Origin of the sequence: Halobacteriovorax sp. YZS-3-1, assembly GCF_047084945.1 — a bacterium.
GTDB lineage: Bacteria > Bdellovibrionota > Bacteriovoracia > Bacteriovoracales > Bacteriovoracaceae > Halobacteriovorax_A > Halobacteriovorax_A vibrionivorans.
In genome coordinates, this window is record NZ_JBKIYI010000001.1 from 696,298 (window position 1) to 717,893 (window position 21,596).

Consider the following 21,596-nt stretch of genomic DNA (forward strand, 5'->3'; position numbering starts at 1 on the left):
GGGGGCAATGTGTCAGAAAGCAATATTAAGGACATGCAGCAGATTGTTAGTTTAGCTAAACGTCGTGGGTTTATTTTTCAAAGTTCTGAGATCTACGGTGGTCTTTCATCTTGTTGGGATTATGGCCCATATGGAATTGAATTAAAGAGAAATTTAAAGAATAAGTGGTGGCAGGCAATGACTTTCCGCTCAGATATCGTTGGTGTTGATGCTTCGATCTTCATGCACCCTCAGGTATGGAAAGCTTCTGGTCACGTTGATGGCTTCAATGATCCAATGGTTGATTGTAAGGCATGTAAGTCTCGCTTCCGCGAAGATAAAATCGATACATCAGCTCCATGTCAAAATTGTGGTGCTGAGGGTGAATTCACAGAACCACGTGATTTTAACCTAATGTTTAAAACTAAAATGGGTCCTGTTGAAGATTCATCAGCAGATGTTTACTTAAGACCTGAAACAGCTCAAGGAATTTTTGTAAACTTTCTAAATGTTCAATCGACAATGAGAAAGAAGCTTCCATTTGGTATTGCTCAAATTGGTAAAGCGTTTAGAAATGAAATTACTCCTGGAAATTTCATTTTTAGAACTCGTGAATTTGAACAAATGGAAATGCAATACTTTGTAAAACCAGGTGAGCAAATGAAGGCGATGGAGGACTGGAAAGAACTTCGTTGGAATTGGCATATTTCAAATGGTATCCGTCCTGAAAACTTAAGATGGCATCCACACGTTGGTGATGAGCTTGCCCACTACGCAGATGCAGCTGAGGATATTGAATATAAATTCCCTCATGGTTGGGATGAGATGGAAGGTATCCACTCAAGAACTGACTTTGACCTAAGAAAGCACGAAGAGTTTTCTGGGAAGAATTTAAAATATACTGATGTTCAAGATGGAAATAAAAAATATCTTCCATATGTACTTGAAACTTCTGTTGGTTGTGATCGTGCACTACTAGCAATTCTTTGTGATGCATTCAGAATTGAAAATGAAGGTGATAAAGAGAATGAAAGAACGGTAATGAAGTTCCATCCATCTCTAGCACCGATAAAAGTAGCAGTTCTTCCACTGACAAAGAAATTAAACGAGCAAGCAACTGCATTATTTCATGACCTGCAAAAAGAATTTAAAGCAGAGTATGATGTCGCAGGTTCAATCGGTAAGCGTTATCGTCGCCAAGATGAAATTGGAACACCAATGTGTGTAACTTTTGATTTTGATTCTCTCGAAGATAATGCGGTTACAGTTCGAGACCGCGATACAATGAATCAAGAGCGCGTAGCGATTGATCAACTTAAAAACTACTTAAGAGATCGTATCTATATTTAATTTTTTGTAAAAGGCCACATTGATCGTGGCCTTTTTTCTATACTAAGCAAGGAGCGCAGTTATGAGTAAATGGGTTTACTCGTTTTCAAAAGAAAAAACTGAAGGTAACAAAGACATGAAAAACCTTCTAGGTGGTAAAGGTGCCAACCTAGCTGAGATGTCTTCTCTTGGATTACCGGTCCCTCCAGGTTTTACTGTTACAACAGAAGCCTGTATCGATTATCAAAAAACTAAGTCGTTTAATGACGATATTAAAAAGCAAGTAGAAGAAGCATTAAAGCTTGTTGAGTCTTCAACAGGTAAGACTTTTGGAGGTGGAGATAATCCTCTGCTTTTCTCTGTACGTTCAGGGGCAAGAGTATCAATGCCTGGAATGATGGATACTGTTTTAAATCTAGGATTAAATGATGAAACAGTCGAGGCCCTAAGTAAGAAGTCTGATAACGAAAGATTTGCTTGGGACTCTTACCGTCGTTTTATACAGATGTATGCAAACGTTGTTATGGGAATGAGTCATTCTCTTTTGGAATCAACTCTAGAAGATTTGAAAGAAGCAAAAGGTGTAGACTCTGATACAAAACTTGATGCAAAAGATTTTAAAAACCTTGTTAAAGTTTATAAACAAATTATTGCTCAAGAAACAGGTAAGAAATTTCCAACAGATCCAATGGAACAACTTTGGCTTGCTATTGAAGCAGTCTTTGGATCTTGGGATAACCCTCGCGCAATTAAGTATCGTCAGTTAAATGGAATTCCAGGAGATTGGGGAACAGCTGTTAATGTTCAGGCCATGGTCTTTGGAAACATGGGAGACGATTGTGCAACAGGTGTTTGTTTCACACGTGACCCATCTAATGGTGAAAAGAAGTTCTTTGGTGAATATCTTGTGAATGCACAAGGGGAAGATGTTGTTGCAGGAATTAGAACGCCGGCTCCAATTAATGAATGTTCAAAGAATGATTCTAATCGAAGTGAAAAAACACTTGAAGAATATATGCCAAAGGCATTTGCCGAGTTAACAGATCTTTATCAGCAACTTGAAAAGCATTATAAAGATATGCAGGATATCGAGTTTACGATTGAAGCTAATAAACTTTATCTTCTACAAACTCGTAATGGTAAGAGAACTGCAGCAGCAGCTCTTAAAATAGCTGTAAATCTTGAGGAAGAAGGGATTGTGACGAAGGAAGAAGCACTTATGCAAATCGATCCAGAAGCGCTTAATCAACTTCTACACCCAAGACTTGATCCAGATGCAACGAAGAATATCATTGCTAAAGGTCTTCCAGCATCTCCTGGTGCTGGTGCCGGAAAGATTGTTTTCCATTCTGATGATGCAACTAGTATGCATGAAAATGGTGTAAAAGTTATTCTTGTTCGCCAAGAGACTTCACCAGAAGATATTGCGGGAATGGCCGCAGCTCAAGCAATTCTAACTGCTCGTGGAGGGATGACTTCTCACGCGGCCGTTGTCGCTCGTGGGATGGGAAAACCTTGTGTTGCTGGTTGTTCAGAAATTCTAGTGGATAGTAAGAATCGCACCATGATTGTTGGTGATAAGAAATATGTAGAAGGTGACTTCATAACACTTGATGGTGGAACTGGTGAAGTTATTGAAGGTGAAGTTCCAACACTTGACGCTGAAATAAATGCAGACTTTGCAAAGTTTATGGCGTGGGCCGATGAAATTAGAACCTTAAGAGTTCGAACTAATGCTGATAATCCAGAAGACAGTGAGACTGCTGTTAAGTTTGGTGCTGAAGGAATTGGCCTTTGTCGAACTGAGCATATGTTCTTTGAACCAGAAAGAATTCTTGCCGTTCGTGAGATGATTTTTGCAGATTCAACTTCTCATAGAGAAAAAGCACTTAAGAAATTACTTCCATATCAAAAAGAGGACTTTAAAGGAATATTTAAGGCCCTTGATGGAAAACCTGTAAATATTCGACTTCTAGATCCTCCTCTTCACGAATTTCTTCCACATGAGTTAGAAGATAAAAAAGAATTGGCAGAGTATATTGATGTTGAATTAAAGACGATTGAAGAGGGTTGTGAAAGACTACACGAATTTAATCCAATGCTAGGGCATAGAGGGTGTCGTTTAGGAATTACTTATCCTGAGATCTATACAATGCAGGTAACGGCCATTACACAAGCAGCACTTGAATCAATTGATGAAGGTGTCGATGTAAGACCTGAAATAATGATTCCTCTTGTCGCAACAGCAAAAGAATTATCAATTCTTAGAGAGATCTTAGTTGCAACGATTGAACAAGTTAGAGGTGATAAAGAGTTTAATTATAAGCTTGGTACGATGATTGAACTTCCTCGTGCGGCCATTACTGCAGCCGATATTGCAACGCATGCTGACTTCTTCTCTTTTGGAACAAATGATTTAACTCAAACTACTTTTGGATTATCTCGTGATGATGCTGGACGTTTCTTAACTGAGTATATTTCAAAATCAGTTCTTCCAAGTGATCCATTTGTTTCACTTGATCAAGAAGGTGTTGGTTATCTTGTTAAATTTGCAACTGAACAAGGCCGAAATGCCAATAAAGAAATTCACGTTGGTATTTGCGGAGAACATGGTGGAGAGCCTAAATCAATCGACTTCTGTCATAGAATTGGCCTTGATTATGTTTCTTGCTCACCATACCGAGTTCCAATTGCACGTTTAGCTGCAGCTCAAGCAGTAATACGCAACAAATAATGAATTTAGAAGAGATCATAAATAATGTAGCAAATGAGTTTGGCAGTTATAATTTTAACTGCCTTGCTCTTGCTCATATAGACTTTAAAAAGAAATCATATGAGAGTTATTCTTTATACGATAACCCTTTTTTGAAAGGCCAAAAAGTTTATTTTGATCTCGCTTCTCTTACAAAGCCGTTTACTTTAGGCTTCTCTTATTTAAAAAGCCCCGAATTCTTTAATGATGACATGAAACTCCTACTCAATCATCGTGGAGGACTAAAGGCATGGGGAAGGCTTTCACGTGATTCTTGGCGCAAGCAAGTATCATCTTATGCAATTAAAGAAAGTGATACCGTCTATTCTGACTTTGGTGCTCTAAGGCTTCAGTTAGAAATTGAAAAAAAAGAAAATCTCTACGACTTAGTTTCACCAATGTGGGATGAGGAGATTGTCCACTGGCTTGATATCGAAGATGAAATTTGTGCTCCCACTGGTCGAAGACAAAGGCAGCTAATCGATGGTGAAGTGCACGATGACAATGCATATGTTATTGGGGAGAAGGTTTCTCACGCAGGACTCTTTGGTACAATCGATGGAGTATGTCGAACATTACTAAAGGCACAAGAGAGTTATTCATTAATTCAAAATACGAAAAGACAAAGTGATCATCGCTTTATTAATGGTTGGGACAGTGTTTTAAATCCTTCAAACACGCTCGCTGGAAGTGGTGCAACAACTAATACATTTGGGCATCTCGGATTTACTGGAACATCAATGTGGATTACTCCCGAAACAAACACAGGAGTTGTTCTCCTGTGCAATGAGGTTCTCGGTTATTGGAATGATCGTGCCAAATTAAATGCATTACGCCGTAGCTTGGAATTCTAGGTCTATAAACATTGAAATTAACTGTATGTTTGGATCATCACTCGTTAATTCAATAACCTTTTCAATCTTAGATTCATCTATATTATAGAAGTCTTCAACATCTCCATCTAGTAAGAGTATTCGTTTTGGATCATTAACATCACGTACGTATGTCTTGATTGTTTTTCCTTCTTCATCAATTAATTGAACTGTCATTACTGAATCAGGATCGGCTCCACCGATTCCCATAACTTCTTGTTGACGTCCATACATATAAGAAAAGTCATTTCGTACTTGTTTAAGTCTACCTAAATCGACATCTTTCTTTGCTCTTCGCATTCCGATAAGGACTCTAGATTTCAATAGGTGCTGAAGTTCGTGGTGTTGTCCATATTCTGCAATTACCATTGCACCCATCGCAAAAGCTTTTCCGACTGTTCGGTTCTTTGATGTTGAGTATCCATAGCTTTGCCCATACAGAGGACCAGTTTCAGAATGATCCTTTGCCATTTGAACTAACTTTCCATTTTGCGAATATAAATCATCATTGTATTGTTTAAAATCAGTAAAAATAGCATCTCGGATTTGTTGTTGGCTTGAATTTCCATTAACTTTTCTTACAACGTTATTTGAAAGAATTTGAGTATGAAATGATTCAAACATTCCGATTATCTCTTCCTCTTGAATCTCTTGGTTTTTTCTTGAGAGTCCACGCCAAACAATATCTTCAGAGTACCATCGGTCCATTTTATAATCATATGTTTCTTTTGAACGATATGAGCGACTACCAAAAGATGTTCTAAAGTCTGTGTCTGCAAAATTTAGACTTACAAGTTGATCACCTTCTTTCTTATGGCGATAAAAGATATTATTCTTTTTAAAGAACTCTTCAAAGTCTTTATTGATCTTTGCAAGTTGCTCTTTCGTAATTCGCGTATTTCCATTTAAGGCTTTTGCTTGTTCTAGGTATTGTGCATATTGACCGATATCGACAGCAGCATTTGTATAGTCTTCAATTTTATCTGGTGAAGAATATTTCTTATAATCAATATCTGTAAACTTCGGTGCACTTGGGAAAGCGAGTTGAGGAGATCCCTCTAATGGAATACCTGAACTCACTCTATAATTTAAATCTTTATAAAGTCTAATTGTGTTTAGAATCCCTTCTTTTACTTGTTGTGCCCATTCTTCGTCTGACATGTATAAGTCATTACTTGGGAAAGCTAATCTTGCTGGAGGTAGACCTTCTTTCATTAGAGCATAATTAAGAGCAAAGACTCTTGAGGTTCTTCCATTTCCATTTGGAGTTGGATGGATTGAGACAATATCTCTTTGTAATTGTGCAACCAATTCAATATATTCTTCAGCTTTTTCAATTGTATCTATTGCTCCAATCTTTTCTCTTTCTTTTGCAAAAAAATCAAATCTCTCTTCTGAAAGTTTTCTAACAACTTCTTCAATTAGCTCAGGAGTGGCCTTAACATTTCTTTCCTGTATTTTTTTTACTTTAGCTGCCGTTTCAGGTGCAAAGGCTTCAAGTCTTTCTTTCGCTGTATCACTTAGCTTTTCGACCTGAGGGTAGTGGATCTTTCCTCTAACTTTCCCTTCCTCGGCCATATAGCCCATGCCCTCTGCTGGAGCCTTTTCAAAAGTTAGATAAGGATTATATTCAATATTCTTAAGGGCCTGTTCTGATATTCCTGAACCCATTTCATTCCCATACCAATACTCTTTACGAACACTACCTAATTGATCCTCTCTAACACTTTCTATTCCATCCTTCATCATGCTGGCATGTGCTCTTAGGTATTCATCGAAGTTAAAGTCTGGCTTTTCTTCCATTAGATAACTTCTTGTTTCCATGTAGTTATGGATAGCAGGCTCACTCCAGCTCTTTCGATTTTGTTTTCCACCAATAGCAGCACGTAGTAATTTCTTTTCACCATTATACTGATAAGGATGATCACTATTTCTTAAGGTAGTATCACCATTGTATATTTTATTTAAATGTAGAGCTGTATGTTCATAATCAACAAAGTATGTGGACTCTATCCCTAGTTTCATGGCAGAAAGGTCTTTGCCAGTGTATTTATAATTTAACGCATTTTCTAAGGTTTCAACTTCGACACTATTTGAATTCACATCAAGGAAGCTTGAAAGTGCACGTAGACAAGACTCTTTTTCAATTCCTGTGATTGAAGATGGGTTTCTCTTAAGTGTTGTCTGAGTAAAATTAATACTTGTACAACCAAATAATAGTATTAGGTAAAGTAAGTTCATTTTATAAAAATTCATCTTCATCAATTCCCTCAATGTAATACTTATCTCTTTTCGTCAGGAATATTATTTGCCTTAATTTTTTTTCTATAAAGAGATACAATATTAGCCACTTGGAGATTTTAATGAATTTAGCTAATTATATGGATATTACGAAATTACAGGATGTTACAAATGTGAAGAAGGTTTTCTTCTATCGCATATGTGGGACAGGTATGGGAGCAGCAGCTTGTCTATTAAAAGAGTCTGGCCTTGAAGTGGCCGGCGCCGATCGTATGTTCTATCCTCCAATGAGTACCTATCTAGAGTCTTCTGGAATCGATATTTTTAATCTCGAAGATGAAAACTTAAAAGACATTATTAAAGGTTATGACCTGATTGTAGTAGGTAATGTTGTAGCAAGACAATCTGATGATGCTCGCATGCTTGAAGAACTTGGTATTCCATTCTGTTCGTTTCCGGCTGCTATTGGTGCTTTCGTTTTAAAAAATAAGAAAGTTGTTGGTGTGTCTGGAACACATGGAAAGACAACAACAACTTATTTTGGAGTTCAATTATTTGAAAAGCTTGGAATGAATCCCGGTTATTTAATTGGTGGGGTAATGGATGAGAGGCCACCTGCAAGAACTGGTGAAGGAGAGTATTTCTTTATCGAGTCTGATGAGTATGACTCAGCATATTTTGAAAAGTATTCTAAGTTTCGTTCATACTTTATTAATACATTAATTATTACATCTCTTGAATTTGATCATGCTGATATCTTTGAATCAATTGAAGATATTAAAGATGAATTTAAGGCTATCTTACCTGAAGTAGATGAAGTGATCGCTTGTTCAGAGTGGGAAAGTATTAAAGATCTTAAAACGGCCGATAAGTCGTGGTCAGAATATAGTCGTGAGAACGTAAAAATTATCAATGTTGAAAATGGATTATCTACTTTTAGCATGAAATGCTCTCAAGGGGAGCATACCTTTAAGACCAATCTTATGGGAATGCATAATATTTTAAATCTAACATCTATTATCATCGTTGCATTAAAAGCTGGGAAAACAGTTGATGAAATACAAGAAGGAATTCTTGATTTGAAAATGGTGCAAAGAAGACAAGAAGTGAAAGGTGAGTTTAATGAATCTCCTATCATTGATGACTTTGCCCACCACCCAACTGCCGTTACAGAAACTGTAAGTGCGATCTCTCTTAAGTATCTAGGTAAGAAGATTCACGCATATCTTGAACCGGGCTCTGCGACAGCAAGAAGTGATCTTTTTCAAGAGCGTTTTGTTGACTCTCTTAAGGATGTTGCAAGCGCAACTATCATAAAACCAATGAGACCTACTACGGCCAAGGGGCAGGGGGATCTTGATGTTGAAAAACTTAAAGCAGATCTTGATGGTATCGGTGTAAAAACATCAATTGTAACTGAATTAGATATGCTGATTTCATTAATTAAAGAGAATTCTAATAAAGATAGTATCCAGCTTGTTATGAGTAATAGCTCATGTCTTGGATTATGGAGTAGCGAGTTTGTTAAAACTTTATAAGTATTCCATTTCCATCCTATTCTTAGTCAGCACGATCTTTGCTAAGGGACCAAGTGATTCAGAGGTAATTAAAAATTATCTTAGTCTTCATAGAGCACAATACAAAGCAACTTGTAATATGCAAGTCTATAACAAATCGAAAAAACTCTATAAAGACTTTCTGGGTGATGGAATCTTTATTCCTTTCAAGTTAGATGGCCAATTAGATGATGATGCCATTAGTGAGCACCTGCCTCTAATGAAGAAAAAAAGAGAGTGGATTGCTAATATCAAAAAAAGATTATCTAAAATGCGCTCATTTAGAAAAGTCTTGGCAAGAAATAGAGAAATTAAATCTCAATTTGAAAAAGCGATGCAACACAACTATCACTATCGTTATGCAAAGACTTTAGATGAAAAGTCTATATTAGCGATCAAGTCAAAAGTAGAGATAAAGAAGTTTCTAAAAGACTTTGAAAGATATCTTGGAAGTCTATACTTCTTTCAGTCATTTAAGTTCCCAGTGGATCATCTTCACTTGAGATCTGAATACGATAAATATAAAGATATTGAAACACCTGAAGGAAAAGCTAAATCTAATTCAACTTACTTATTAAGAAAGATTGTAGAAGATGGAAGTGTTGATTCCAAAAGAGGACGCTCTGACCTTTCTCTTCGCTCATTAATTGATAGTGTTTATTTACGTATTATTGGCTTTGATGAGCCGTTTCTTACTGAAGACTTACGTTATGATATTTCAGATCTTATCGATCGACTTGATCGTGTCTTACGTCGTGGTCATAAGAAAACATACAAGCGTATAAAGTATTGGGAGAAGAAGATTATTGAGCGTGAAAATTATTACGTTGATCTTCTTAAGAAGAGTAAAACCAAGAGTGATATTTTAAAGAAGATTTTTGAAGATAAGAGCAAGGCCCGATATGCCCTTAGTCACTATGTTTATGACAAGTCTGCTCTTGTTTACAAATTTTGGAAAAAGCAAAAAGAAATTTATCGAAAGCTATATGCACTTGAAACAATTCTAATTCATGAAGTCGGCCGCCTTGATGATAGTTACGGAAGTGAAAGACGTGACGTTGCCAAAGTCGTTATCAATCGAGTGGATAATCCAGAATATAATACGATTGAACCTAATGAACCATTTTTTGATGCACTTATAGAAAATGGAGTTTCTAAAACAAAACAATATCCCTGGTTGAATGTTCTTTTTAAACGAGGACAGTTCTCGTTTACTTACTTCTTTATTCCAGCTTCAAAAGGAATCTTTTGTCCGGATCAATCACGTTCCGCTAGAAAGTTAAGGGCCAAAAACTTAAAGATGGTTTTAGAAGAATTAAGAAGGCCAGACGAAGACTTTAAAGCAACTCGTTATTTTTCTCGTGCATCAATGCTTGGTCGTATTGATATGTCGAGCCTTTGGGATGAGTATGAAAGTATGCCTGAAAGAACAGGACCTTTAATTCACGACACAAAACGTTTAAATACTTTATTAAAGCGAAAAAACCTCGATTTTCTTTATGAATTTAAAGATGTCGAAGGTGATAGCTATGATGTGTATAAGTATAAAAATAAAGTTTATGTACATTCTGTGAAACAAGATAAGTTTTATAAGTATCGAAATCCACATTATTTCAAATACTTCGTCAAAAAGAGCGACTACTAGTTTTTTATTGAGTCTAACTACTTGAAAATAGTTGTCAAAAAGCTTGTTAAAACGGCTCTCTAGCAGTATATTCAATTAATTATTAGTGTATTAATTATTTATAGCTAGGAGATGAGGATGCTAAAGGATTTTACATTTACTTCTGAATCAGTAACAGAAGGGCACCCTGATAAAATTGCTGACCAAGTTAGTGATGCTGTTCTAGACGCAATGTTAGAACAAGATCCAAAATCACGTGTTGCATGTGAGACTATGGTTACAACTGGACTAGTCGTACTTGCTGGAGAAATTACTTCTAAAGCAAATGTAGACTTTCAAGAAACAGTAAGAAATAAAATTAGAGAGATTGGTTATGATCACTCAGATAAAGGTTTTGACGCTAACACTTGTGGTGTAATGGTTGCTCTTGATAAGCAGTCACCAGATATCGCTCAAGGTGTAAACGAAGGTGAAGGAACTTATACTGAGCTTGGTGCAGGTGACCAAGGTCTAATGTTTGGTTACGCATGTGATGAAACAGATAACTACATGCCAATGACTATTGATCTATCTCACAAACTTGCTCAGAGACTTTCTGAAGTTAGAAAAGATGGTACTCTTGGTGAACTAAGAGCTGACGGTAAGACACAAGTTTCTGCTCAGTATGAAGATGGAAAACTTTCTCGTATTGATGCAATTGTTGTTTCAACTCAACACTCTGACAAAATGACTCTTGCACAAGTTCAAGAAGCAGTTAGAGAAGAAGTTGTTAATAAAGTTGTTCCAGCATCACTTGTTGATAACAACACAAAATACTTCATCAACCCAACTGGTAAATTTGTTATTGGTGGGCCAATGGGTGACTGTGGTCTAACAGGTAGAAAGATTATCGTTGATACATACGGTGGTCACGGTGCACACGGTGGTGGAGCATTCTCTGGTAAAGATCCAACAAAAGTTGACCGTTCAGCGGCATACGCAACAAGACAAATCGCAAAGCATATCGTTGCCGCAGGTCTTGCTGAGAGAGCTCTAGTACAAGTTGCATATGCAATTGGTGTAGCTGAGCCAATGTCACTTCTAGTAGATACTTTTGGTACAGAAAAAGTTGATGTTGCTAAGATCAACAATGCTGTTAATCAAATTTTTGATATGAAGCCAGCGGCGATTATCGAAAGACTTGATCTTCTAAGACCAATCTATTCTCCAACTGCTGCTTACGGGCACTTTGGTAGAAGTAAAGATGGTTTCTTTCCTTGGGAAGAATTATCTTATGTCGAAAAATTAAAGGCTCTATGTCTATAGAATAAAATAAAGCTCCCTTTGGGAGCTTTTTTTTATATAATAAAGTCCTATGAATGAATTCTTCATGTTCACATTACGATACACACCATTTTGGTCGATACCTATTATGATCATAGGTGGCCGTTTTGCCTATTACTACTGGCTAAGAGGCTATACCATTCCGCCGCTATTCTTTGCTATGCTCTCAGCTATCTCAACATTCTTTCTCTTTCTTTGGGTGATGGCAGGAGGTCCTGATAAAATAGTTCACTACTTTTTAGAACTTATTCACGGACTGTAAGAAACTTTTAGATACAAAAATCAATAAAATTAAGCACTTAACCTTTGTGTGGCAGAAATGTTGTGGTGTTAAAAAATTGACACGTCTACAGATTGTTCGATACCATTTTGTTGGGACAATTTTTAACCGCTCAAGATGAGAGGCAACAACACATGAAAAATGATTTTAATTTTTTGACTGATACATTCACGAACGAAGAGTCAGCAAATGAAGTAAAAATCGACCAATCACTAAAACCGGTCATTATTGTCGTAGAGGATGATCAAACTCTCTCTGCGATGATTACAAAATATCTTAGTAAAAAAATCAATCTTGAAGTCTTTAGCTTCAGCTCTCCAAATTCAGCAATAGAGCATATTACAGCAAACTCTGTAAATCGTTTCTGCTTGATTACGGATATAAGTTTTGAAGATAGTTCTTCAGATGGTTTATATCTGATAGACCTTCTCAAGGAGAGAGGACTGACATTTGCATCAATTGCAATGACAGGCTTCGCTTCTATTGAAACGGCCATTGCTGCAACTAAGAAGGGTGTATTTCATTATTTAACAAAGCCATTTGAACTAGAGGATCTTAAGGATCTTGTTGTGAAGGCACTGATGAATAAGCTTGAGTATCGTGAAAGCCTTGAGGTTAGTAATAATATTCAGCAAAAGAATGAAAAACGATCGCTAGGTAAACGCTATAAGTTAGAGATGCCAACTGAAGAAGATGTTTTCTGCGGTATGATTGGACGCTCTAAACCTATGCAAAAGATCTTTGAGCGTATTAAGAAGGTTGCAGCCTCAAACTCTACTGTCTTAATTGGTGGTCCTTCTGGTACTGGGAAGGAGCTTGTTGCACGGGCCATTCACCAATGCTCTAAACGCCAGTCTAAGAAGATTGTTAACGTTAATTGTGGGGCCATTCCTGGTGAGCTTCTTGAAAGTGAGTTATTTGGCCACGAAAAGGGAGCATTTACAGGTGCAGTTTCAAGTCGAATGGGACGTTTTGAAGCGGCCAATGAAGGCTCAATTTTCTTAGATGAAATTGGGGATATGCCACTCCTTTTACAAGTTAAATTATTAAGAGTTTTACAACAAAGAGAAATTGAACGTGTTGGATCTACTGTAACGACACCTGTTGATGTTCGTATTATTACAGCGACACACAGAGACCTTGAGGATTCAGTACAGCAAGGTAACTTCAGAGAAGACCTTTATTACCGTTTAAATGTAATTCCTATAAAGATTCCAGCTCTTAAAGATAGAAGAGAAGATATCCCATTATTAATTTCTTATTTCTTATCTCGCTTTGTAAGTGCAGATGGAAGAAATGATATTGAGCTCGATGATGAGACATTTGAAATTCTTATGTCTTATGAATGGCCAGGAAACGTAAGAGAGCTAGAAAATCTTATTGAACGTTTAGTAATCTTAAGAGGTGGAAATAAAATACGTCCACAAGACTTACCTCCTAAGATCCTTGCATTAACAAACCGTAGTGCAATTGATACAGAAGATCTTGTTAATCTTCCTGATAACGGACTTAATCTTAAAGACTTCATGAGTGAAGTAGAAGAGTCCTTAATTCGTCAGGCCCTTACAAAGACTAATGGGAATAAGAATCAAGCATCTAAACTTCTTCAGATGAATCGAACGACATTAATCGAAAAAATGAAGAAGCGAAATTTAGATTTTTCAATTCAACAATAAATCACATTGTTTCAATGCCAAATTGACACCAATACTTTAGCCGACTTTCATAGTCGGCTTTTTAAATCACTGATTATCTGTCATGACATTACTTTGACACGGAAAAATTGTCCCATGAGAAAAATTTTCCTTTGAAATAACTCAAAATATAGTAAAATAGGTTAGGGCATGCTTCAGGAAGAAGAAATTGCCAAATAATTGACGTTATTAAATTTGAAACAGGAAGTTTCTACCATCATGAAGAAAGATTTTAATTTCAAAAATTTCTTATCTTTTATAGCACTCTTTTTTAGTGTTGCTATCCTTAGTACAGCTTCCGCAAATGTTGTTACACCTGAAATTCATAATGATTTTCTAAGAGTTAAGTTCTTTCTAGATAAGAAGCTTGTAAATGTAACTAAGTCTAGTACTGAAGTATCGTTTTCAACTCTTGATGGAGATGTCTATACGCAAGTAAGAGAAGGGCTTAAGAACTTTTCTTCATCTAAGTATATAAAGAGAGTTTCTTACACAGAGCCAACTTCTGGAAATAATGTTTTTACAATTACTCTCTCTCTAAAGAAGAATGTTGAAGTTTTCTCTTTTTATAAAAATCGTGATCGTGCTTACTACGTAGACTTTTGGAAAGATGGCCAAGTTAGTAATAAACAAGCTGCCATAAAGACACTTCCTAAACTAGTAAAAAGAGATACTAATGAAGCGAAGATGTCGACACCTAAGTTCGTTAAAAAGGCTTCAACACAGGTAAAGAAAAAGCCTAAGAAGAAAGTAAGAAAGAAAATTGTTAAGAAGGCTCCTAAGAAAGAAAAAGAATATAAAGACTTCAGATATGGAGCTTCTTTCATTTGGAATTATGAGCCTTTAGCTCCAAAGTTGAAAAATCAAATTAGACTCGATAGAAAAACTGCAGAATACTTCTTTCCAATCAAGAACTTTGATTATGAAAAAAGTGATTCTCAGGCCCATATGCAACTTACTTTGAACTTGTACAGAAAAGCAAAATGGGGATTGATGTATAAATCAATTAAGCTTTACGAGAAGAAGTTTCCAAATAATTACAATGCCTACAATGATTATATGAAGGCAAATGCTCTATTACGTGAAACTTTAGAAAAAGGTGATCTAAAGCCTGTTGATACAGCTGTTTCAATGTATACGAATATTGTCGATCGTACTGATAATTATGAAATGAGAAAAGGTCTTTATAAGTATCTTGTTACTTTCTATCGTGAAAGAAAAGATTACGTAAAGGCTTTAAAATACGCTAAGCGCTTCTTTAGTGATGCAAAAGAAAACTTTGACTATGAAGAACTTGAGTATATGGGTGAGTTCATCTTAGCTTCTTTGGCCAATTTAAACCAAGTTGATAAAGTAAAAAACCTTATTAATGACAAAACTCTAATTAAGATAATCTCTAAACAAAAGCTTAAGGCTTATGAGATTTATACATACCTAAGACAAAATGATGAAGAAAAGGCCATTGAGGCTTTTGAATCATTTGAACAGTCTACTAAGGGAGAGTACTTAGGTTCTATTTACTACAACGCTGCTGAAGCATACTTTAGACAAGCAAATTATAGTAAAGCATTTAGAATTTATGACACGTTTATCTCTAAATATTCATTCATGAGCGAGTCAGCACAGGCAAGGTTACGTATGGCCTTGATTGCAGACCTTCAGGACCGCCCAAAAAATGAAGTCCTTGAGCTTTACAAGAATGCAATTAATCGAGCACAGAATCAAGATGTTAGTCTTGAGGCCCGTATTCGCTATGTTGGTCTTCGTACAATTAGAAAGAACAAGAGAAGTGAACAGGATAATGAAACGAGAGTATTCCTAGATAAGGGAACAGATAAGAAGCTTAACGCTAACTTAGAGAGGCTCTTATGGCAAACACGTCTTCGTAGCTACATCGTTGACGGCAAGTATGAGGAAGCTCTGACATTTCTTACAGCTCTTCCAGTTGCAGCAATGAAGATTAGTGAAAAGAAAGTATTTGAAGCAGATGGTGCCGAAATTGTGTACGGGATCATTAAATCAAATTTTGCAGAGGGGAAATTTGCTCGTGCAATCCGTGCTTGGGAGATCTATAAGAATACATATTTCAAAAAGATAGGTGCTGATCCAGAAATACAATTTATTATCGCAAAATCGTATATAAATCTTACACTCTGGGATGGATTTCAAAAAATGTATGAGAAAATGTTAGCGAGCAAAAAGGAAACTGCTCACACATTTCCACTATGGGTTCCACGCAAGGAAGTTAAGAAATTGGACTTATACAAGAACGAATTACAAATTCTAAGAAATTTGAAGTTAAAAAATTATGCATCTGTTGATCGTATAATTGCTAGTACTCAAAAATCATATCCAAACTTTGAAAAAATCACTTTCTATAAGGCCCTAGCTCACTACAAAAAGGGTGAGTATGCAAAGGCAGAAAAAGAATATGAAAAGTTTTATGCAAGCGGTGCAAATGCGAACACTATTGATGCAAAAGACTTAATCGACTCAATCGAGTTCTATCTTGAATCAATCTATGAAAGCAAGAAGTATGATAAGTACCTAAAGGTTTCACAGGCCCTTCTTAAAGATGCTAGTGAATTTCATGTTCCGGAAAGCGTTGCAAAAGGTCTAAGAGAGCAGGTTAATTATCAAAGAGTTGAAATTTTATTTAATAAGAATAGTAAGTGGGCAACAGCAGAAGCAGAAAGCTTTCTTACAGAGTTCGATAAGTCATTATATAAGAATCGCGTAAAGTTCTTATTAGGAAAGGAAAGCCTAAAGAAGAACAACTTCACACTTGGTGAGAAGCTTTTAAATGAGATCTTAAATGACAAAGATGCGAAGGAATATTTAAAAGAATTAGTTAGAAGTGAATTAACACTTATTAATTTAAAGAAACGTACACTTTAATTTTTGCCCACGGATCGGGCATGACAGACAGGAGGTCAAATGAATACGTTTACAGCAGAACTTTTTGGACAGGATCCTAAAATTGTTAAAGCTTTAAAAGTTGCAAACAATGTTGCTGTTACAAAAGCACCAGTGCTTATTGTAGGTGAGGCAGGTGTTGGAAAGAAGACTCTAGCGGGTTTCATTCACGAAAACTCGACAAGACAAGGTAAGCCATTTGTAACAGTTGATTGTTCAAATGAGTCAAACCAAGTAGAAAATGAAATCTTAGGTTACAGAGATCCAGAAACTGGACGTTTTATCAAAGGTGCATTTGAAAATGCTAATGGTGGAACAGTAGTTCTAGTAAACGTAGATGGTCTTGAAGATACATTTCAAAAGAAATTACACAAAATTCTAGGTGAATTACAAGATTACGAAATTGACGTAAGAATGGTTGCAACAACAACTAAGAATTTATCAAAGCTAGTAGGAGCAGGACGTTTCTACCGTGGTCTTTATACATTCATCTCGTCTAACTCAATCACTCTAACTCCACTAAGAGAAAGAGTTGGTGATCTTGAGTATATCGCAAGAAACATTATTAAGACGACTCTTGATGGTCAAGAAGTTTCAGTTCAAGAAGAAGCAATGAATAAGATTCTTTCTCACTACTGGACTCATAATGTTAAAGAACTTAAAGCAGTTCTTGAAAATGCTCTTGCAAACTTTGAAGGTGATGAAGTTTCAGCTGAGCATTTAGAAATCGGTGAGAAGAAAGCAGTTAATGTGATCTCTGAAGACGATTCAGAAGGAATCAGATTAATGTCTCTTAAAGAAGCTGAAAAGTTACTTATCAAGAAGGCACTTATTCATACTTCAGAAAACAGAACACAAGCTGCAAAGATTCTAGGTGTTTCAATTAGAACTCTTAGAAATAAAATCAATGAGTACCGTGGTGATGGTAACTCATACTTTGTTAACTTAAGATAAGGTGATTCATGAGGGTTGAGGACAAAACATTAAAAGCATTAGCATCTTCTTTGAATTTAAGACAGATCCGACATGAGATCTTAACTTCAAATATCGCTAACGCGGATACACCAGGTTATAAAGCAAAACGTGTAGACTTCGAAGAAGCACTACAAAGAGCTTTAGACGTTGATGGGAATCTTGAGATGTTGACCTCTGACGAGAAACACTTTGACGTTGGCAATGGTGGGTTTGATAATCTTCAACCTGAAATTTATGAAGATCCAAATGGAATCGTCTCTGAAGATGGAAATACTGTCGACAGAGACGCTGAAATGGCCAAAATGGCCGAAAATAAAATCTTATACGATGCATCTGTAAAGTTACTTAATAAGAAACTTGGGATGCTGAAATATACAATTAACTCTGAGAAGTAGGGGGAATAAATGGATTTATTAACCAGCCTAAAAATTAGTTCATCAGGAGTTGCTGCAAATAAGAAGCGCATGGCCGCGATTTCTTCAAATATTGCTAATGCTCAAACGACTAGAACTGCTGAAGGTGGCCCATATCGTAAGAAGGAAGTTGCTTTTGGTAGTGAGCCTGCACGCGATAGCTTTTCAGATGTACTAGAGGGTGAGCTTGAAGAGCAGGCCCAAGCAGTTCATGCAACAGAGGTTATCTCAAGTGATAGACCTCCAATTTTAAAGTATGAACCAAATCACCCAGATGCTAATGAGCAAGGGTATGTTGCCTATCCGAATATCAATGTGATGGAAGAGATGGCAGATATGATTTCAGCTTCAAGAAGTTATGAAGCTAATATTAATGTAATGAATACAACTAAGAGTATGGCGATGAAAGCGCTTGAAATTGGTAGTGGAAACTAGGAATAGGGGTTAAACCATGGCGATCAATAATATAACAACAATGAATGACGTCTTTAACTCACAGAAAATGCGTGATTGGACAAACCCAGCTGGTGGAGCAGAGAAGCCAGGTGGAGATTTTAAGCTAGAAGGATTTGATGAAATTGCAAAGGTTGCTCCTTCTGAAAAAAATCAGAGTTTTTCTGAACTTCTTGCTAATCAAATCATGGATGTAAATAAACTACAAAAAGAAGCTAATACGGCAATTGAGAAATTAGTTAGTGGTGAAAGTAAGAATATCCACGAAACGATGCTGGCCGTAGAGAAAGCTGAAATTGCTTTTAAGACGATGAATCAAGTTCGAAGTAAAGTAATTGATGCATATAAAGAAGTAATGAGAATGCAAGTCTAGTTGATAACTAGTTAATGATCTCTTAATTTAGGATGAATTAAGAGCTTCAGGTGTCAGGAGGATACGTGAAAGATTTTTTCGACAAAATGCTAAGAAACTTCAAAGAGTTCTATGGTGAGCTCGATGCAGGAAAGAAGATCTCTCTCTTTGCTGTAACTGGAGTTATTCTAGTCTTCCTACTAGGTGTTGTCCTTTGGGCCACACATACAAATTATAAGGTACTTTATTCAGACTTAAATAAAGAGGATATGACAAAGGTTGAGGTCTTCTTAAGTCAAAATAATGTAGAAAAGAAAACATCAGCAGATGGAAGAACGGTTAGTATTCCTGAGGATATGATCGAAACTGTTCGTCTAAAAATGATGACTTCTGGTTTTTCATTCTCTGGTACAGTTGGTTACGAAGTCTTTGATAACCAATCGTTTGGTACAACTTCATTTGTTCAAAAAGTTAATAAGCAAAGAGCACTAGAAGGTGAGCTTATTAAAACAATTAAGCACCTTAGAGGTGTTAAAAGAGCTCGTGTTCACTTAAATATTCCAGAATCATCACCATTTGTATCTGAGAAGAAACCACCAAGTGCCTCTGTTGTACTTGAATTAAATCGTGGTGTTACTCTGACGGAACAAGAAATCAAGGGGATCTCTTCTCTTGTCGCTTCATCTGTTGAAGGGATGAGACCGACTGGTGTTGTAATCCTTGACCATAGAGGAAAGAAGCTATCTGAGAATATCGGAGATGCAATGACGGCAAATACAGCAAATCGTCTTGCTCTTGAGTCAAAACTTAATAGAAAGTATGAAGCCCAAATTGAGGATATCTTAACAAAAGTAGTTGGTGCCGGTAAGGTTATCGCTAAAGTGTCTGTTGATATGGATTTTACTGAAAGTGTATCAACACAAACAAGTTATGATTCTGAAAATAAGGCCGTTCTTTCTGAAGTAACAAATACACAGAATTTACAAGGTTCTCGTCCTTCTCCACAGGGGATTCCTGGAGCGAGATCAAACCTTCCAGGTGAACAGCCTCAACCAGGTGTTCCTGAAACAAGAAATGACGTGAAAAAAGAGTTAGCGACACGTAATTACAATGTACCTAAGAAGGTAACGCGTTCCAAATCGCCAACAGCAAGTGTTAGAAAAATTTCAGCTGCAGTTATGCTAGATGGAAAGAGAGTTACACAAACTGTTGATGGTAAGACTGTTACAAAGTATGAGCCGTGGTCAGAAGCAGATATTGCAAACTTTCAAGCAATCGTTGCTTCAACTCTAGGTATCGATGATCGTCGTGGAGATGTGATTACGATTAAGAATATGGAGTTCCAACAAGAAGATCTTGAAGCAATTGATGCTTTAATGCGTGAGCGTGAAAACAGAGAGCTAATCAAGAATATCTTTAAGTATCTTGCAATTGGTTTAACGATCTCTCTTTTCTTCTTCGTTGTTGTTAGACCATTTATTCAGTGGGTTACAGATAACGCAGTTGAAACAGTAGAGGACTTCTTACCAAGAACTCTTGAAGAATTAGAGAAGGTTCAAGCGAACCAAAAACTTCCAGGACTTGAGGATGCTCTTCCACAAATTGAAGAAAAGCTCAATCCTGAGAAGATTGAAGGAAATATGCTACGTGAAAAGATTATCTCACTTGTTGAGACTAATCCTGGAAAAGCAGCACAGATTGTACATGATATGATTCATGCACAGGAATCGGATAAGTCGATTGCTTAGTATGATGTTAATTAATAGGAAAAGAGCCCTTTAAGGAAGAGGAGAGAAAAGTGGCCGATCAATCATTAGACCCAGATGTAGAGTACTCGCTACTATCAGGACAAGACAAAGCAGCACTTCTGCTTAGTTCTCTTGGTGTAAGTACAACACAACTAATTTTCTCACATATGCGTGATAACGATGTAAAGCGTCTTATCAATGCAATGTCTAATGTTAAGAAAGCTCCTATTTGGATGATCAAGAGAGTTCTAGAGGAATTCTACTCAGAACTTAATGAAGAAAATGATCTACTATTCTCTGATAACTCTTCTCGTGACTTTATCGTAAATGCTCTTGGTGAAGATAGAGCAAAGCAACTACTTGGACAGATTATTGATGTTGGTGCAAATCAAACTCTTGAATCTCTTGAGCTAGTTGATACAAGAACACTTGCAAACTTCCTAATTAATGAGCATCCGCAAACAATTGCTCTTATCATCGCTCACTTATCGGCCGAGAGAAAGGTTGATGTTCTAAGACGTCTACCAGAAGGTCTACAGGCCGAGGTTGTATTAAGAGTTGCAAACCTAGACTTCGTTTCTCCTGAGCTTATTGCACAACTTGATGATGTTCTTAAGACTGAACTTTCTACTCTTGGAACAATTGATACAAATCAACTTGGTGGTGTTGAGCCTATCGCAGATATGCTTAACCTTATGGATAAGAATTCTGAGAAGAATATCATGGGGCGAGTTGAAGAAAAAGATCCTGAACTTGCTGAAGAGATTCGTAAGCTTATGTTCGTTTTCGAAGACCTTGTCTACGTTGATGATCGTGGTATCCAGGCGCTTCTTAAAGAAGTTGATCAACAAAAACTTGTTATTGCACTTAAGACTGCACCAGAAGAAATACGTTCAAAGCTATTTAGAAATATGTCAAATCGTGCAGCAACTCTTCTACAAGAAGACCTTGATGCTCTTGGGCCAACGAAACTTTCAGATGTTGAAAAAGCTCAAGCAGAAATCGTACATAAATGTAAAGAACTTGAACAACAAGGAAAAGCGTTCATCTCTCGTGGTGGAGACGGCGACGCACTTGTTTAATAATAAT

At 36.6% G+C, this 21,596-nt stretch carries 16 protein-coding genes; 15 read left to right on the forward strand and 1 reads right to left on the reverse strand.

Annotated elements, in window-relative coordinates:
• The first annotated feature begins 9 nt into the window (after positions 1 to 9).
• The 3 genes from ACMAZI_RS03385 (at position 10) to ACMAZI_RS03395 (ending at position 4,914) form a co-directional block, all read left to right on the forward strand.
• The gene (locus ACMAZI_RS03385; protein WP_148666853.1) at positions 10 to 1,329 is read left to right on the forward strand and encodes a glycine--tRNA ligase; all 1,320 of its coding nucleotides are present in this window, start codon (positions 10 to 12) and stop codon (positions 1,327 to 1,329) included.
• 61 nt (positions 1,330 to 1,390) lie between these two features.
• Positions 1,391 to 4,042: a pyruvate, phosphate dikinase gene (ppdK, locus tag ACMAZI_RS03390; RefSeq protein WP_114705592.1), complete on the forward strand. Its 2,652-nt coding sequence runs from the start codon at positions 1,391 to 1,393 to the stop codon at positions 4,040 to 4,042.
• Positions 4,042 to 4,914 (forward strand): serine hydrolase, encoded by an 873-nt coding sequence (locus ACMAZI_RS03395; protein WP_114705591.1) that lies wholly within the window; start codon positions 4,042 to 4,044, stop codon positions 4,912 to 4,914. Before ppdK ends, ACMAZI_RS03395 begins: the two co-directional genes overlap by 1 nt.
• Here ACMAZI_RS03395 and ACMAZI_RS03400 read toward each other — a convergent pair.
• A complete protein-coding gene (locus ACMAZI_RS03400; RefSeq protein WP_205742337.1) occupies positions 4,891 to 7,173 on the reverse strand; it encodes a Fic family protein in 2,283 nt (760 codons plus the stop codon). The genes ACMAZI_RS03395 and ACMAZI_RS03400 overlap by 24 nt on opposite strands.
• A 122-nt stretch (positions 7,174 to 7,295) precedes the next feature.
• Here ACMAZI_RS03400 and ACMAZI_RS03405 point away from each other — a divergent pair, with 122 nt between their 5' ends.
• From ACMAZI_RS03405 to fliG, 12 genes are all read left to right on the forward strand, one after another.
• Complete coding sequence (locus tag ACMAZI_RS03405; RefSeq protein ID WP_412473768.1) at positions 7,296 to 8,711, forward strand: Mur ligase family protein; 1,416 nt, start codon at positions 7,296 to 7,298, stop codon at positions 8,709 to 8,711.
• Positions 8,695 to 10,374, forward strand: a complete 1,680-nt coding sequence (locus tag ACMAZI_RS03410; protein WP_412473767.1) for a hypothetical protein — start codon at positions 8,695 to 8,697, stop codon at positions 10,372 to 10,374. The genes ACMAZI_RS03405 and ACMAZI_RS03410 overlap by 17 nt, the downstream gene beginning before the upstream one ends.
• A gap of 117 nt (positions 10,375 to 10,491) precedes the next feature.
• Positions 10,492 to 11,658: a methionine adenosyltransferase gene (metK, locus tag ACMAZI_RS03415; protein ID WP_114705588.1), complete on the forward strand. Its 1,167-nt coding sequence runs from the start codon at positions 10,492 to 10,494 to the stop codon at positions 11,656 to 11,658.
• Positions 11,659 to 11,707: 49 nt separating this feature from the next.
• Positions 11,708 to 11,938, forward strand: coding sequence for a hypothetical protein (locus tag ACMAZI_RS03420; protein WP_133296865.1), 231 nt, complete (start codon positions 11,708 to 11,710; stop codon positions 11,936 to 11,938).
• A gap of 173 nt (positions 11,939 to 12,111) precedes the next feature.
• Positions 12,112 to 13,632 carry a sigma-54-dependent transcriptional regulator gene (locus ACMAZI_RS03425; protein ID WP_158536749.1) on the forward strand — a complete coding sequence of 507 codons (1,521 nt, stop codon included), beginning with the start codon at positions 12,112 to 12,114 and terminating at the stop codon, positions 13,630 to 13,632.
• A 237-nt stretch (positions 13,633 to 13,869) separates the two neighbouring features.
• Entirely contained in the window at positions 13,870 to 16,548 is a 2,679-nt protein-coding gene (locus ACMAZI_RS03430; RefSeq protein ID WP_114705586.1) for a tetratricopeptide repeat protein, read from the forward strand.
• 39 nt (positions 16,549 to 16,587) lie between these two features.
• Positions 16,588 to 17,520 (forward strand): sigma-54-dependent transcriptional regulator, encoded by a 933-nt coding sequence (locus ACMAZI_RS03435; RefSeq protein WP_114705585.1) that lies wholly within the window; start codon positions 16,588 to 16,590, stop codon positions 17,518 to 17,520.
• An 8-nt stretch (positions 17,521 to 17,528) separates the two neighbouring features.
• Positions 17,529 to 17,936 (forward strand): flagellar basal body rod protein FlgB, encoded by a 408-nt coding sequence (gene flgB / locus ACMAZI_RS03440; protein ID WP_114705584.1) that lies wholly within the window; start codon positions 17,529 to 17,531, stop codon positions 17,934 to 17,936.
• A gap of 9 nt (positions 17,937 to 17,945) precedes the next feature.
• Positions 17,946 to 18,389 (forward strand): flagellar basal body rod protein FlgC, encoded by a 444-nt coding sequence (gene flgC, locus ACMAZI_RS03445; RefSeq protein WP_114705583.1) that lies wholly within the window; start codon positions 17,946 to 17,948, stop codon positions 18,387 to 18,389.
• A 16-nt stretch (positions 18,390 to 18,405) separates the two neighbouring features.
• Entirely contained in the window at positions 18,406 to 18,780 is a 375-nt protein-coding gene (gene fliE / locus ACMAZI_RS03450; RefSeq protein WP_412473766.1) for a flagellar hook-basal body complex protein FliE, read from the forward strand.
• Positions 18,781 to 18,845: 65 nt separating this feature from the next.
• On the forward strand, positions 18,846 to 20,507 hold the full coding sequence (gene fliF, locus ACMAZI_RS03455; RefSeq protein WP_114705582.1) for a flagellar basal-body MS-ring/collar protein FliF: 1,662 nt from the start codon (positions 18,846 to 18,848) through the stop codon (positions 20,505 to 20,507).
• 50 nt (positions 20,508 to 20,557) lie between these two features.
• Entirely contained in the window at positions 20,558 to 21,589 is a 1,032-nt protein-coding gene (fliG, locus tag ACMAZI_RS03460) for a flagellar motor switch protein FliG (RefSeq protein ID WP_114705581.1), read from the forward strand.
• Positions 21,590 to 21,596 lie beyond the last annotated feature (7 nt).

What these genes read in the sequence shown, in the direction of transcription:
- flgB (WP_114705584.1), top strand. Translation starts at nt 17,529, where the DNA reads ATGAGGGTTGAGGACAAAACATTAAAAGCATTAGCATCTTCTTTGAAT.
- ACMAZI_RS03395 (WP_114705591.1), top strand. Translation starts at nt 4,042, where the DNA reads ATGAATTTAGAAGAGATCATAAATAATGTAGCAAATGAGTTTGGCAGT.
- fliE (WP_412473766.1), top strand. Translation starts at nt 18,406, where the DNA reads ATGGCGATCAATAATATAACAACAATGAATGACGTCTTTAACTCACAG.
- ACMAZI_RS03420 (WP_133296865.1), top strand. Translation starts at nt 11,708, where the DNA reads ATGAATGAATTCTTCATGTTCACATTACGATACACACCATTTTGGTCG.
- flgC (WP_114705583.1), top strand. Translation starts at nt 17,946, where the DNA reads ATGGATTTATTAACCAGCCTAAAAATTAGTTCATCAGGAGTTGCTGCA.
- ACMAZI_RS03400 (WP_205742337.1), bottom strand. Translation starts at nt 7,173, where the DNA reads ATGAACTTACTTTACCTAATACTATTATTTGGTTGTACAAGTATTAAT.
- ppdK (WP_114705592.1), top strand. Translation starts at nt 1,391, where the DNA reads ATGAGTAAATGGGTTTACTCGTTTTCAAAAGAAAAAACTGAAGGTAAC.
- metK (WP_114705588.1), top strand. Translation starts at nt 10,492, where the DNA reads ATGCTAAAGGATTTTACATTTACTTCTGAATCAGTAACAGAAGGGCAC.
- ACMAZI_RS03405 (WP_412473768.1), top strand. Translation starts at nt 7,296, where the DNA reads ATGAATTTAGCTAATTATATGGATATTACGAAATTACAGGATGTTACA.
- ACMAZI_RS03435 (WP_114705585.1), top strand. Translation starts at nt 16,588, where the DNA reads ATGAATACGTTTACAGCAGAACTTTTTGGACAGGATCCTAAAATTGTT.
- ACMAZI_RS03430 (WP_114705586.1), top strand. Translation starts at nt 13,870, where the DNA reads ATGAAGAAAGATTTTAATTTCAAAAATTTCTTATCTTTTATAGCACTC.